Annotated in this window: 12 protein-coding genes; 5 read left to right on the forward strand and 7 right to left on the reverse strand. The window is 68.4% G+C overall.

What is annotated here, in order from left to right; all coding sequences use genetic code 11:
- Position 1: 1 nt before the first annotated feature.
- Together tal and tkt are read right to left on the reverse strand one after the other, a co-directional pair.
- A complete protein-coding gene (gene tal, locus AC3B6C_RS19135; RefSeq protein WP_010841007.1) occupies positions 2-1,123 on the reverse strand; it encodes a transaldolase in 1,122 nt (373 codons plus the stop codon).
- 51 nt (positions 1,124-1,174) lie between these two features.
- The gene (gene tkt, locus AC3B6C_RS19140) at positions 1,175-3,253 is read right to left on the reverse strand and encodes a transketolase (RefSeq protein WP_010841008.1); all 2,079 of its coding nucleotides are present in this window, start codon (positions 3,251-3,253) and stop codon (positions 1,175-1,177) included.
- Between the two features lie 309 nt (positions 3,254-3,562).
- On the opposite strand from tkt, the gene AC3B6C_RS19145 reads away from it, so the two are divergent.
- Positions 3,563-4,558 carry a heme o synthase gene (locus tag AC3B6C_RS19145; RefSeq protein WP_010841009.1) on the forward strand — a complete coding sequence of 332 codons (996 nt, stop codon included), beginning with the start codon at positions 3,563-3,565 and terminating at the stop codon, positions 4,556-4,558.
- 7 nt (positions 4,559-4,565) lie between these two features.
- Here AC3B6C_RS19145 and AC3B6C_RS19150 read toward each other — a convergent pair whose 3' ends face one another.
- Positions 4,566-5,540: a quinone oxidoreductase family protein gene (locus tag AC3B6C_RS19150; protein WP_488373770.1), complete on the reverse strand. Its 975-nt coding sequence runs from the start codon at positions 5,538-5,540 to the stop codon at positions 4,566-4,568.
- 32 nt (positions 5,541-5,572) lie between these two features.
- Between AC3B6C_RS19150 and AC3B6C_RS19155 the strand changes: the two genes are divergently transcribed.
- Positions 5,573-5,959, forward strand: coding sequence for a hypothetical protein (locus AC3B6C_RS19155; RefSeq protein WP_055474620.1), 387 nt, complete (start codon positions 5,573-5,575; stop codon positions 5,957-5,959).
- Between the two features lie 13 nt (positions 5,960-5,972).
- Here AC3B6C_RS19155 and AC3B6C_RS19160 read toward each other — a convergent pair whose 3' ends face one another.
- From AC3B6C_RS19160 to mptB, 4 genes are all read right to left on the reverse strand, one after another.
- The gene (locus AC3B6C_RS19160; protein ID WP_488373771.1) at positions 5,973-7,028 is read right to left on the reverse strand and encodes a COX15/CtaA family protein; all 1,056 of its coding nucleotides are present in this window, start codon (positions 7,026-7,028) and stop codon (positions 5,973-5,975) included.
- Positions 7,025-7,840, reverse strand: coding sequence for an ABC transporter permease (locus AC3B6C_RS19165; RefSeq protein ID WP_010841013.1), 816 nt, complete (start codon positions 7,838-7,840; stop codon positions 7,025-7,027). The genes AC3B6C_RS19160 and AC3B6C_RS19165 overlap by 4 nt, the downstream gene beginning before the upstream one ends.
- Positions 7,837-8,868 carry an ABC transporter ATP-binding protein gene (locus AC3B6C_RS19170; RefSeq protein ID WP_488373772.1) on the reverse strand — a complete coding sequence of 344 codons (1,032 nt, stop codon included), beginning with the start codon at positions 8,866-8,868 and terminating at the stop codon, positions 7,837-7,839. Before AC3B6C_RS19170 ends, AC3B6C_RS19165 begins: the two co-directional genes overlap by 4 nt.
- Positions 8,869-8,934: 66 nt before the next feature.
- The gene (gene mptB, locus AC3B6C_RS19175; protein ID WP_010841015.1) at positions 8,935-10,764 is read right to left on the reverse strand and encodes a polyprenol phosphomannose-dependent alpha 1,6 mannosyltransferase MptB; all 1,830 of its coding nucleotides are present in this window, start codon (positions 10,762-10,764) and stop codon (positions 8,935-8,937) included.
- Positions 10,765-10,897: 133 nt separating this feature from the next.
- Here mptB and AC3B6C_RS19180 point away from each other — a divergent pair, with 133 nt between their 5' ends.
- Genes AC3B6C_RS19180 through sufD form a run of 3 tightly spaced genes read left to right on the forward strand, consistent with a single transcriptional unit; the run spans position 10,898 to position 14,384 of the window.
- The gene (locus AC3B6C_RS19180) at positions 10,898-11,749 is read left to right on the forward strand and encodes a helix-turn-helix transcriptional regulator (protein WP_014926676.1); all 852 of its coding nucleotides are present in this window, start codon (positions 10,898-10,900) and stop codon (positions 11,747-11,749) included.
- A complete protein-coding gene (gene sufB, locus AC3B6C_RS19185) occupies positions 11,746-13,197 on the forward strand; it encodes a Fe-S cluster assembly protein SufB (protein WP_010841017.1) in 1,452 nt (483 codons plus the stop codon). Before AC3B6C_RS19180 ends, sufB begins: the two co-directional genes overlap by 4 nt.
- Positions 13,197-14,384 carry a Fe-S cluster assembly protein SufD gene (gene sufD, locus AC3B6C_RS19190; protein WP_010841018.1) on the forward strand — a complete coding sequence of 396 codons (1,188 nt, stop codon included), beginning with the start codon at positions 13,197-13,199 and terminating at the stop codon, positions 14,382-14,384. Before sufB ends, sufD begins: the two co-directional genes overlap by 1 nt.
- Positions 14,385-14,416: the final 32 nt, after the last annotated feature.

Genomic DNA, 14,416 nt, shown 5'->3' on the forward strand with positions numbered 1-14,416 from the left:
CTCAGCCCTCGTTCGCTGCGGACAGTTGCTCGGCGGTCGCGCTGAGCAGATCGTTCCACGCGTCCTCGAACTTGCTGACTCCCTCGTCCTCGAGAACTTTGAAGACGTCGGCGACGTCGACGCCCACCGCCGAGATCTTGTCGAAGATCTCCTGCGACTCGGCGGCGAGACCGATGATGGACCCGGTGTTGACCCAGCCGTGGTCGGCGAAGGCGTCCATCGTCTTGCCGGGCATCGTGTTGACCGTGTTCGGCGCGACGAGCTCGCTCACGTACAGCGTGTCCGGGTAGTCCGGGTTCTTCACACCCGTCGACGCCCACAGTGCGCGCTGCGGCCGCGCGCCCTTGGCGAGCAGGTCGGGGAAGCGGGACTCGACCTCGAAGACCTGCTGGTAGGCCGAGTAGGCGAGGCGGGCGTTGGCCAGTGCGGCCTTGCCCTTCAGTTCCACGGCCTCCGGGGTTCCGATGGCGTCGAGCCGCTTGTCGATCTCGGTGTCCACGCGCGACACGAAGAACGACGCGACGGAGTGGATGCGCGACAGGTCATGGCCTGCCTGGGCGGCGGCGTCGAGGCCGTCGAGGTAGGCGTCGATGACCTTCTCGTAGCGCTCGACCGAGAAGATCAGCGTGACGTTCACGCTGATGCCCTCGGCGATCACCTTGGCGATGGCCGGCAGGCCCGCCTCGGTGGCCGGGATCTTGATGAGCAGGTTCGGCCGGTCGACGATCTTCCACAGTTCGACGGCCTGGGCCACCGTGGCGTCGGTGTCGTGGGCCAGGCGCGGGTCGACCTCGATCGAGACCCGGCCGTCGACGCCGTCGGTCGCCTCGAAGGTCGGGGCGAGGACGTCACAGGCGTTGCGGACGTCGTCGGTGGTGACCGTCCGGATGGTGGCGTCGACATCGGCGCCCCGTGCGGCCAGCTCGTTGACCTGATCGTCGTAGGCGTTGCCCTTGGACAGCGCGGCCTGGAAGATCGACGGGTTGGTGGTCACCCCGACGACCGACTTGGTCGCGATCAGGTCTGCGAGGTCGCCGGAGCTGATCAGGTCCCGGGACAGGTCGTCCAGCCACACCGAGACTCCGGCGGCGGACAGTTCGGCGAGCTTCTCGTTCTGGGTCACGATTCTCTCCTCATGGGGTTGGCTTGTCAGCCGGTGTTGTCTACGGCTTTGTCAGCCGGCGACGACGCGCTCGGCGGCCGCGGTCACGGCCTCGGCGGTGATACCGAACTTGGTGAACAGCACCTTGTAGTCGGCGGAGGCACCGAAGTGCTCGATCGAGACGATCTCGCCACCGGCGCCGACGATGCGGTACCACGGCATCGCGATACCGGCTTCGACGGCGACGCGCGGGACCGACGGCGGCAGCACGTCGTCCCGGTAGCCCTGCGGCTGTTCGTCGAACCACTCGACGCAGGGCATCGAGACGACACGCGCCTTGATTCCCTTCTCCGCCAACGCCTTCTGCGCGTCGACGGCCAGGTGGACCTCGGAACCGGTGCCGATGAGCACGACCTGCGGGTCACCCTCGGAGTCGCTCAGGACATACCCGCCGTTGGCGACGCCCTGCGCCGAGGTGCCCTCGAGGATCGGGATGTTCTGCCGGGTGAGTGCCAGGCCGACCGGATGGTTGCGTCGCGTCAGCAGGTGCTGCCATGCGAACGCCGTCTCGTTGGCGTCGCCGGGGCGCACCACATCGAGATTCGGGATCGCACGCAGCGCGGCGAGGTGTTCGATCGGCTGGTGGGTCGGGCCGTCCTCGCCGAGACCGATCGAGTCGTGGGTCCAGACGTAGATCGGGTCGATCTCCATCAGGGCGGCGAGCCGGACCGCGGGACGCATGTAATCGGCGAACTGCAGGAACGTGCCGCCGTAGGCGCGGGTGGGACCGTGCAGGACGATGCCCGACAGGATCGAGCCCATCGCGTGCTCGCGCACACCGAAGTGCAGGGTGCGGCCGTACGGGTTCGCCGACCACTTCTTGGTGCTGATCGAGGTCGGTCCGAACGACGGTTCGCCGTCCATCGTCGTGTTGTTGGAGCCGGCGAGGTCGGCCGAACCGCCCCACAGCTCGGGCAGCACGGGCGCGAGGGCGCCGAGCACCTTGCCCGACGCGCTTCGGGTCGCGACGTCCTTGTCGCCCACGTTCCAGCTCGGGAGGGCGTCGGTCCAGCCCTCCGGGAGCTCCTGGGCGGTCAGCCGGTCGAACAGCTTCTTGGCGTCGGGGTTCTTCTCCGCCCAGGCGTCGAACGACGACGTCCACGCCTTGCGCTGCTCGGCGCCGCGGTCGATGAGCTTGCGGGTGTGCCCGATGACCTCGTCGCTCACCTCGAAGTTCTTGGCGGGGTCGAAGCCGAGGACCTTCTTCGTCGCCGCGACCTCGTCTTCGCCGAGCGCCGCACCGTGGGCCATGCCGGTGTTCATCATGTTGGGCGCCGGGTAGCCGATGATCGTCCGCAGGCAGATGATCGACGGCTTGTCGATGACCTGGCGGGCGGCTTCGACCGCGGCCTCGATGGCGACGATGTCCTCGCCGCCCTCGACCGTCTGGACGTGCCAGCCATAGGCCTCGTACCGCTTGGCGACGTTCTCCGACAGCGCGATGTCGGTGTCGTCCTCGATCGAGATCTGATTCTGGTCGTAGAACACGATCAGGTTGCCGAGCTGCTGGGTACCGGCCAGCGAGCTGGCCTCCGAGGTCACGCCCTCTTCGATGTCGCCGTCGGAGGCGACGACATAGATGTAGTGGTCGAACGGGCTCTGCCCTGGGGCCGCATCCGGGTCGAACAGGCCGCGTTCGCGACGGGCGGCCATAGCCATGCCCACCGACGACGCCAGACCCTGACCGAGCGGGCCGGTGGTGATCTCCACGCCGCGCGTGTGACGGAACTCGGGGTGGCCCGGGGTGAGGGAGTCCCAGGTCCGCAGCGCCTCGATGTCGGAGAGCTCGAGGCCGAATCCGCCGAGGTAGAGCTGGATGTAGAGCGTCAGGCTCGAATGCCCGCACGAGAGGACGAAACGGTCGCGGCCGGCCCAGTCGGTGTCGGTCGGGTCGTGGCGCATCACCCGCTGGAACAAGGTGTAGGCGAGCGGCGCGAGGCTCATCGCGGTGCCGGGGTGTCCGCTTCCGCATTTCTGCACTGCGTCGGCCGCCAGGAGCCGGGCCGTGTCGACGGCGCGGGTGTCGAGGTCGGTCCAGTCGTCCGGGTGACGGGGGGTGGTCAATGCGCGGATCTCGTCTGTGTCGGCCACGATGCTGATTGTCTCCTGTGCCTGCTCGGTGCGATTCGTACAAGTGGCGATCGGTACTGGGGCTGTCGGCGCTCGGGCGACCGACGCCCGTCGGCGCGTACGGGTCCAGAGTAATCGGCGCCGGGCTCGCACTGCGCGCCGACCGATGGTTACCGGCGAGTTCAGGCGTCCGCGCCGGTCGTGGGCCCGCCCGCGTCGTCGCCGTGCCTCGATTCACGGTTCGCAAAGGCAAACGTCTACCATGCTGTGTAGTAGCCCGCGGGCGTCTGTGCGGGCGGACGAGGAGTGTTCGTGAGGATAGGGGAGCGTGTGAGCGGGGACAGTTCCGCCGCATCTCACTCGACCGACACCGCATCGAATCCGCAGGTATCGACCGATCCGGTCGCACCGGCCGATCAGTCGTGGGCCGGGCGCGTGCGTGCGACGGTGCTCGCCTACATCGCGTTGACCAAACCGCGCGTCATCGAGTTGCTTCTCGTCGCGACGATCCCGGTCATGCTGCAAGCCGACCGCGGCCACGTCGACATCGCGGTCATCGCCTTCACCCTGATCGGCGGCTGGCTCGGAGCCGGGAGTGCGAACACTCTCAACATGGTGGCCGACGCCGACATCGACAAGAAGATGAAGCGCACCGCCCGGCGTCCGCTGGCCCGCCGCGCCGTCGCGACCCGCAGTGCCCTCATCTTCGGTCTCGTCCTCTGGGCGGCGTCCTTCGCGGTCCTGTACTTCGCCGCCAATCTGCTGTCCGCCCTGCTCGTCTCGGCGACCATCCTCTTCTACGTCGGTGTCTACACGCTCATCCTCAAGCGTCGGACCTGGCAGAACGTGGTCTGGGGTGGTGCTGCGGGCTGCATGCCGACCCTGGTGGGGTGGGCTGCGGTCACCGGCTCGCTGAGTTGGCAGCCGATCGTTCTCTTCGCCGTCATCTTCTTCTGGACGCCGCCGCACACCTGGGCGCTCGCGATGCGCTACAAGGAGGACTACAAGGCGGCAGGCGTGCCGATGCTCCCGGTCATCGCGACCGAGGAACGCGTCACCCGGCAGATGCTCATCTACACGTGGCTCACCGTGGTGAGTTCGCTCCTGCTCATCCCGGCGACGAGCTGGATCTACACCGTGATCGCGCTGGCAGCCGGGGGCTGGTTCCTCGAGCGCGTGCACAAGTTGTACCGCGATACCAAGCGTGGCGCCGAAGTCGCTCCGCTGAAGGTCTTCCTGCAGTCCAACGAGTACCTCGCCATCGTGTTCTGCGGACTCGCGATCGACGCGGTCGTCGGACTGCAGACCATCTCGTCCTACTTCTGAGCCCCGCTCAGATCCCGGCGGGCAACAGCACCGTGGTGCCCGTCGTGACGCGTGCCTCCAGATCGGTGTGCGCCGCCGCGGCGTCGGCGAGTCGGTACCGCTGCCCGACGCGCACCTCGACGCTGCCGTCGACGATCGCCTCGAAGTACTCGCCCGCTCGCCAGTGGAGTTCCTCGGCCGTGTCGGTGAAATGGCCCAGTGTCGGGCGGGTCACCGACAGCGATCCCGCCGGGTTGAGACGCTGCAGATCGAACGGCGGAACCGGTCCGCTCGCCGCTCCGAAGAGCACGACGATCCCACGTATCGCGGTCGACGCCAGTGACTGCTCGAAGGTGTCGGCGCCGACGCCGTCGTACACCACGGGCACGCCGCGCCCGTCCGTGAGTTCACGGACCCGCGAGCTCAGGTCCTCGCCGTAGCGGAGTACGTGGTCGGCGCCAGCCGCCCGGGAGAGTTCTTCCTTCTCGTCGGACGACACCGTCGTGATGACCCTCAGTCCGCGGCGCTTGGCGAGCTGGGTCAGGATCAGCCCGACACCGCCGCCACCGGCGTGCACGAGAATCGATTCGCCGGACCGGGGATGAGCGCTTCCGTCGAGGAGGTAGTGCGCGGTCAGGCCGCGGAGCAGCGACGAACCGGCGACCGCATCGTCGACCGCGTCGGGCACCGGAACGGCTTTCGACGCCGGGACCGCGACGAACTCGGCGTAGGAACCGGGCGCCGCACACCACGCCACACGCTGACCCTCCCGCAGCGACGTCACGTCCGAGCCGGTCGCGACGACGACGCCGGCGCCCTCGCTGCCGGGGATGTAGGGCGGGGTCGAGGGATAGAGGCCGCGTCGCAGATAGGTGTCGATGAAGTTGACGCCCACCGCAGACGTCCGGACGATCACCTCGTCGGGCGCGGGTATGGGGTCGTCGACGCTGCCGAAGGTCAGGACGTCGGGTCCGCCGTGGCGGGTCACCTGAATCGCTCGCACGACACCGTTCTACACGCCGAAACCGCCCCGGTATGCTGACCCCCATGACGAACACCACCGCCGACGAGAACTCGAGCCAGCAGAAGAAGGTCGAGGCACCCACCGAGGTCGTCGCCTCGGTACGCAAGTTCGTCGAGCGCGAAGGTGGCAGCGCGAAGGTGGTTCTCCAGGCGATCGGGGACGCCGGGGTACGGATCACCATGGTGGGCGACGCGAACGGCATCCTCGGTGACCGGGTGGTGCCGGACCTGGCGACCGCACAGGCCGTGGTCGATGCGGTCGACGGTCTCGAGATCGCCGAGTGGGACCGCGACCTCACCTCGGAGACGACGGTGTCGACCTCTCACTACCGCAAGATGGCGGGCTGGGTCGCTCGGCAGAAGCGCTTCCCCCGAGCGCGTAACCGCGCCATCCTCTGAGGCCGGGCGTCGATCAGGCAGACTCGCGCAGCGGGTCTGCCTTTTTCGTGCCTGAGTTACTCACGTCTGTGTTCTTCGCGACCACGAGCTGCCAGGTGGCGCCGATGAGCAGCAGAGCGCTGCCGAACATGTGCGCGATGACGAGAGCGACGGGCAGATCGGTGGCGAACTGGACGAACCCGATCAGGCCCTGGAGCAGCAGGAGCAGCATGAACACCACTGCCGATCGCTGCTGCGGGCGAGCGAAGACGCGGGCGTAGACGAGAGCTGCGATCGCGAGTCCGACGAGGGCGAAGACGGCGTCGGCGTGCAGCTGGGTCGCGTTGTCGGGGTCGAGGCCGTTGCGTGGCGCGTCCGCGTCGCCGGCATGCGGCCCGGAGCCGGTCACCACCGTGCCGAGGTAGATCGTTCCCCAGGTGACGAGGTAGACGAGCCAGGCGAGGTAGATACCGAGTCGGCGGGTTGCGGTGGGCGGAGCGTCGGAGTCGGACGACTCGGGCGCGACGGGCGTCGGATACGGCCGCATCCGGTAGACCAGCACCGTGGCCGCGGACACCAAGGCCATGGAGAGAAGGAAGTGCAGTGCGACGACCCACGGGTTGAGCTGCGTCAGCACCGTGATGCCGCCGATGACCCCTTGGAAAGGGATGCCCAGGGCGATGAGGGTGACCAGCCACTTGTCCCGTCGCGCCGACCCGGCGAACCGGAGGACGGCCACCCAGGTCGCGATGGCGATGACGATCAGCACCCAGGTGAGCATGCGGTTGCCGAACTCGATCGCGCCGTGCACGCCCAGCTCGCCGTGCGGCACGAAGGACTCGTCGGTGCATCGCGGCCAGGTCGGGCAACCGAGTCCCGAGCCGGTGACGCGGACGGCGCCGCCGGTGGCGACGATGCCCACGTTCGAGATGAGCAGGGCGATCGCCCAGCGGTGCACGAATCGCGCGGTCGGCCGGCCGAAGCCGGGGATGAACCGCCACGGACCGGTCAGCGGGCGCGGTGCGTCGGTCGGCGCCGGTCGCTCGCCGGACCGGGATGCCGCCGGCGCGTTCGAAGTATCGGATGTCATCGGAATCGGAACCACCTCACCGCCAAGGTGCCGGCCACCGCGGCCCACACCAGCAAGACACCCACCCCGAAGGCGTCGAACGAACCTTCCGAAGCCATCTCGAGCGCCTCGCTCAGGGCCCCCGACGGGAGGCACCGCGCGATCCAGTACACGGCGTCGGGGACATTGGAATCGACGACGACGAGACTGCCGAGGCCGATCAACGCGAACCACAGCAGATTCGCCAGGGCCAGGACGACCTCCGCCTTGAGCGTGCCGCCCAGGAGCAGACCGAGAGCCGCGAAACACGCGGTGCCGACCACCAGGACCACCGCGCCGATGAGCAGGCCGACGGGACTCGGTCGCCAGCCGAAGGTCGCACCGATCGCACCCAGGATCACCGACTGCGACGCGACCACCACGAGCACCGCGATCGATTTGCCGACGATGATCCCCCAACGCGGGATCGGGGTGGCGCCGAGCCGTTTGAGGGCTCCGTAGCGGCGGTCGAAGCCCACCGCGATCGCCTGCCCGGTGAACGCCGTCGACATCACCGCCACGGTCAGGATCGCCGGGACGAACAGTGCCGCGCGCTCCGCCGGGCCCGCGCCGAAACCGGTGTCGATCGGCAGCAGGCACAGGCCGACGAGCAGCGTGATGGGGATGAACATGGTGAGCAGAAGCTGTTCGCCGTTGCGGAGCAGGAGCTTGAGTTCGAGTCCGGACTGCGCGGCGATCATGGCCGGCAGCGACGCCGGACGAGGAGCCGGACGGAACAGGCCGTCGGGGAACGTGCCGGACCGCTGCGCGTCGGTGGGAACAGGTGAGGTCACGGTCGTAGGGCCCGTCCGGTCAGGTCGAGGAAGACGTCTTCGAGGCTGCGGGTCTCGACCCGGAGGTCGGTGGCCAGGACGTTGATCTTGGCGCACCACGCCGTCACGGTCGCCAGCACCTGCGGCGTCATCGGACCGATCACGAGGTACGAACCGGGGGTGGCCTCGGTGCAGTGATATCCCTCCGGCAGGGCCAGCACCAGCATCGACAGATCCAGTCCGCGGGGAGCGGTGAAACGCAGTTCGTTCTCCGCGCCGGTGCTGGTGAGGTCGGCGGGTGTCCCGTCGGCGACGACCCGGCCGTGATCGATGATCGTCACGTGGTCGGCGAGTTCCTCGGCCTCGTCCATCAGATGCGTGGTCAGGAGCACCGATGCGCCGTCGGCCCGCAGCCGGTCGATGAGTTCCCACACGACGAGCCGGGCGTGGGCGTCGAGCCCGGCGGTCGGCTCGTCGAGGAAGACCAGCTCTGGCCGGTTGACGACGGCGCACGCCAGCGCCAGGCGCTGTTGCTGCCCGCCGGACAGTCGCCGGTAGGACGTACGCCGCACCTCGGTCAGGCCGAGTGCGTCCAGAAGGAACTCGGGGTCGATGGGATCTGCCGCGTACGCCGCGACGAGGCGCAACATCTCCTCGGCACGCGCTCCCGGATAGGCGCCGCCGCCCTGGAGCATGACGCCGATGCGGCGCCGGAGTGCATCGTTGTCGGCGATGGGGTCGAGTCCCAGGACGCGGACGGTACCGGCGTCGGGCTCGGTGAATCCCTCGCAGATCTCGACGGTGGTCGTCTTGCCCGCCCCGTTGGGCCCCAGGAGAGCCAGGATCTCGCCGCGTCGGAGCGTGAGGTCGAGCCGGTCGACGGCCGCACGGTCGCCGAAACGTTTGACCAGGCCGCTGATCTCGACCGCGGGACCGGCGGAGTCCGACCGGTCCGCGGTCACCTCTCCGGAACCGGACCCGGGATCGCGGAGCCGACGATCGTTCACCCGATCGTCGTCGTTGATCTGCCGAGAGGTCGTGCTTCGCACACAGGTCAGACTAGGCGCTCGGAGCCCAGGGACGAAAAACGGTGACCCGGCCCACCACGCACGTCGTCATCGGCGCGTCGAGGCCGACGCGGCCGGGGTCTCGTCGTCATCCGGAGCGGATGCACGCCGACGTCGGCGTCGCGGCGCGCGGTCCTCGAAGAACAGCGCGGTGAGGACCGCGACCATGATCACGCCGGCCAGAAGTCCTTGTGCCAGCACCACTCCGCTGGTGTTCGAACTCGTGGGCATCACCACGATGGCGATGATCGCCGACGCAGCGATCGTCGAGATCCGGAACCAGGCGCCGGTCGCCCACGCGGCCAGCGGGATCACGGCCCACAGGAGGTACCAGGCCTGGACGAACGGGAAGAACAACACCACTGTGGCCATCGACACACCGAGCGCGCCGAGCGGATGGAGGCGGCCGCCGAGCGTGGCGAGCATCCACCGGACGATGAAGAGCGCGGCGACGAGCTGCGCGATCGGCCGGGCGACCTCGAGGATCGCCTGCGTGTGCTCACCGAGGCCCAGGGTCACCCCGATCCGCCCGGTGGTCACCGACAGCAGCGTCGGCATCGACATCCAGGAGCGGACGATCTCACCCGTCGACAGCGTGCCGGTCCAGCCGAAGCCGAGCCCGGTGCCGAGGGAGATGGCCATCATCACGACGCCGAGGACCACCACGTAGAAGGCCGCGGACGCACTCAGCATGAACACCGACCACCGCGACCGGCCCCACCATTCGCGGACCGGCGCGTGCCGGAGCGCGGGCAGGGTCGCGCCCCACCGCATGGCGAGGGCGATGCCGACGAAGCCCAGCGCGAGCATCGACGTGACCTTGATCATCGCCGACGCCGCGAGGACCGCGCCCCCGGCGATGAGCAACCAGCCCGCGCGGGTGGGGACGAGGGTGCCGGGTCTGCGGAGGCGTTCGGCGCCGTAGATCGCGCGGAAGCTCAACTCGAGACCGACGAGCATCAGCCCGAGCATCAAGGCCTCGTTGTGGATGCCGCCGACGAGATGCAGGATGACCAGCGGGTTCATCGCGCCGAGCCACAGTGCGGCCACCGACGACACCCCGCATCGCCGTGCGAGCCGGGGGAGTGCCCACACGATGAGTGCCACTCCGATCAGCGCGACGATGCGGTGCAGGAAGATCGCGGCGGTGATGTTGTCGCCGGTGACCTTGGTGATGCCCTCGCCGATCCACAGGAAGAAGGGACCGTAGGGCGCCGGGGTGTCACGCCACAGGTTGGGCACCGACCGGGTCAGGATGTGGTCGACCCCGAGTCCCCGGACCGGGCTGACCGAGTACGGATCCATGCCGCGGAACGCGATCGCGCTCTGGGCGAGATAGGAGTAGATGTCCTTGCTGAGGAGCGGGGGCGCGACGATGATCGGGGCGATCCAGAGCATCAGGGTCCGGTCGGCCTGGCGGCGGCTCATACGGCGCTCTGGGCTTCGCCCGTGGCGCACCTCGACGCTGAACCGGCCGACCGCGAACCGCCCTAGCAGCAGCCATGCGACGACCAGGGTGATCGCGCCGCCGATGGACAGGGCGAGCGCGGTGCCGAACATCCGTGACGGCAACGACAGGACCCGCATCCCGGCCACCGGATTCTGCAGCACGGGTACTGCGCCGGTCCCGAGGGCGCCGATGAGGATGAGGACCGACCCGGTGGCACCGAACAGCTTGATGCGGCGGAGCCTGCGGTTCTCCTCGGCGTTGAGCGGCCCGACCTCGCGCTCGTCGTCGTGCAGGCGGGCGACGGTCTTGCCGTAGTCGCCGCGGGCGGTGTCGGCGGACGCGGCGTCGGCAGGGCGCTGTTTGCGCAGTCCGAGATAGTTCAGCACCGCCAGCAATCGCGTCCACACGAGTCCGAAGTAGTCCGGCACGCGGCGCGGAGCTGTGGTTTCGGGCACACGACGACTGTAATCGGCGGACGTGGGGGCCTCACGACCCCCTGCGATTAGGGCACCCTTGCTGGCAGCTGGGAAGCAATTACGTCACACTCGTGTTGTGAAAACCATGCGGAACGATGTTGTGCTGTCTTCAGACAGCTCCGGCGCCGTGCCATCCGCTGGTACCGGTGCCACGACGACCGGTGGTGCCGACCCGCACCACGACGGTCAGACCCGTGAGGCCGTGGTCACCTTGCTCGTCGAGGACGGCCCGCTCACCGCGGGCGAGATCGGCGAGCGCCTCGGGATCTCCGCGGCGGGTGTCCGACGTCACCTCGACGCCCTCGAAGGCGCGGGGGACATCGAGGTCGCCTCTCCGGGATTCGGCCAGCGCGGTCGCGGCCGGCCGGCGAAATACTTTCAGCTCACCGCTTCCGGACGCGGCAAGATGCGCCACGCCTACGACGATCTGGCCGGCGCGGCGATGCGCAAGCTCCGCGACCTCGGCGGATCCGACGCGGTCACCGAGTTCGCCCGCGAGCGAGTCGAACGCATCGTGGCCGGCGTCCGTCCCAACACCGACCCGGTGACGGTGGCCGACACGGTCGAGGAGATCGCCGACGCGCTCACCAGCGCCGGATACTCCACCAACACCCGGCAGGTGGGCACCGGCCTGCAGATCTGTCAGCACCACTGCCCGGTGGCGCACGTCGCCACCGAGTTCCCGGAGCTGTGTGAGGCGGAGACCGCGGTCTTCACCGAACTCCTCGGCACGCATGTGCAGCGCCTGGCGACCATCGCCAACGGTGACTGCGCCTGCACGACCCACGTGCCGATCCACCCGCCGCCGGGCGGGACCACCGACGAGAGACCTGATCGATCCGGGGCCGTCGCGGTGTCCGATACGCAGCCCGTATCGCGCCGCGCCACCCCGATTCCCACCCCGACCGCCACGACAACCCGAAAGGCCACGCGATGACTGTCACCGATCCGGCCGCCACCCCGACCCCAGCGGCGCCCCTCACGCAAGAGGAGACGATCGCCGCCCTCGGCAAGTACGGCTACGGCTGGGCCGACTCCGACGTCGCGGGCGCGAGCGCCAAGCGCGGGCTGTCCCCGGCGGTCGTCGCCGACATCTCGGCGAAGAAGAGCGAGCCCGAGTGGATGCTCGAGCAGCGCCTCAAGGCACTCAAGATCTTCGACAAGAAGCCGATGCCGGGCTGGGGCGCGGGGCTCGAGGGCATCGACTTCGACAACATCAAGTACTTCGTGCGGTCCAGCGAGAAGCAGGCCGCCACGTGGGACGACCTGCCCGAGGACATCAAGAACACCTACGACAAGCTCGGCATCCCCGAGGCGGAGAAGCAGCGTCTGGTCTCCGGCGTCGCGGCGCAGTACGAGTCCGAGGTCGTGTACCACTCGATCCGCGAGGACCTCGAGAAGCAGGGTGTCATCTTCCTCGACACCGACACCGCGCTCAAGGAGCACCCGGAGATCTTCCAGCAGTACTTCGGAACCGTCATCCCGGCCGGTGACAACAAGTTCTCCGCACTCAACACCGCGGTGTGGTCGGGCGGCTCGTTCATCTACGTGCCGCCGGGTGTCCACGTCGACATCCCGCTGCAGGCCTACTTCCGGATCAACACCGAGAACATGGGCCAGTTCGAGCGCACGCTGATCATCGTCGACGAGGGTGCCTATGTGCACTACGTCGAGGGTTGTACCGCGCCGATCTACAAGACCGACTCGCTGCACTCGGCGGTCGTCGAGATCATCGTGAAGAAGGGCGGCCGCTGCCGGTACACGACCATCCAGAACTGGTCGAACAACGTCTACAACCTGGTGACCAAGCGCGCCAAGGCCGAGGCCGGCGCCACGATGGAGTGGGTCGACGGCAACATCGGCTCCAAGGTCACCATGAAGTACCCGGCGGTCTGGCTGACCGGTGAGCACGCCAAGGGCGAGGTCCTCTCGGTCGCGTTCGCAGGTCCCGGCCAGCACCAGGACACCGGATCGAAGATGGTCCACCTGGCGCCGAACACCTCGAGCAACATCGTCTCCAAGTCGGTGGCGCGGGGCGGTGGCCGCGCGTCCTACCGCGGCCTGATCAAGATCAACAACGGTGCTCACGGCAGCCGGTCGACGGTGAAATGTGATGCGCTGCTGGTGGACACGATCTCCCGCAGTGACACCTACCCCTACGTCGACATCCGCGAGGACGACGTGACGATGGGCCACGAGGCGACCGTCTCGAAGGTCAGCGACGACCAGCTCTTCTATCTGATGAGTCGTGGCCTGACCGAGGACGAGGCGATGGCCATGGTCGTTCGCGGCTTCGTCGAGCCGATCGCCAAGGAACTCCCGATGGAATACGCGCTCGAGCTCAACCGCCTGATCGAGCTCCAGATGGAAGGAGCTGTCGGCTGATGGCCGATCCCACACTCCCCGTGTCCACCCCCGGCTCCCAGGCGCCCGTCGTCAACAAGGGTGAGCTGTTCACCTCGTTCGACGTGAATGCCTTCGAGGTGCCGAGTCCCCGGGAGGAGGCCTGGCGGTTCACCCCGTTCCGTCGTCTCCGTGGTCTGCACGACGGTTCCGCGGTACGCACCGCGGAGGCGAACGTGGAGGTGACCGGGCTTGCCGACGGTGTGACCGTCGAGACCGTCGGTCGCGACGACAAGCGACTCGGCGATGGCGGTGTGCCGTTCGATCGTGTTGCCGCGCAGGCTTATTCGTCGTTCACGCAGGCGACCGTGGTGACCGTCGGTCGCGAGGTCGAACTCGCCGAGCCGGTCACCGTCACGGTCACCGGCCCCGGTGAGGGCGAAACCGGCTTCGGCCACACCCAGGTCCGTCTGGAGGCGTTCGCCCGCGCAGTCGTCGTCCTCGACCAGAGGGGCAGCGGAACGTACGCGGAGAACGTTGAGTTCGTCGTCGGCGACAGCGCGGCCCTGACCGTCGTGAACATCCACGACTGGGCAGACGACGCCGTTCATGTCGCGACACACCACGTGCGCGCGGGTCGCGATTCCGTGGTGCGGCACTTCGCGATCAGCTTCGGTGGCAACCTGGTTCGCCTGTCGCCGATCGTCCACTACGACGCACCGGGTGGTGACGTCGAGTTGTGGGGTCTGTACTTCGCCGACGCCGGCCAGCACCTCGAGCAGCGTCTCCTCGTCGACCACAGTCAGCCGCACTGCCGCTCGAACGTGGTCTACAAGGGTGCGCTGCAGGGCGACACCTCCGGTGATCGGACCCGCGAGGCCCACACCGTCTGGGTGGGCGATGTGCTGATCCGCGCGGAGGCCGAGGGCACCGACACCTTCGAACTCAACCGCAACCTGGTGCTCACCGACAATGCGCGCGCCGACTCGGTGCCCAACCTCGAGATCGAGACCGGCGAGATCGTCGGCGCCGGACACGCCAGTGCCACCGGACGATTCGACGACGAGCAGCTGTTCTACCTGCAGGCGCGCGGCATCCCCGAGGATCAGGCGCGTCGACTGGTGATCCGCGGCTTCTTCGGCGAGGTGATCGCCAAGATCGGCGTGCCGGAGCTCCGCGAACGCCTGTCCGCAGCTGTCGAGCGAGAGCTCGAGCTCGCGGACGCCTGACCGCACAGCGCGCCGGACCACGAACATTCCAC

This window comes from Gordonia sp. 11cp (assembly GCF_057767225.1).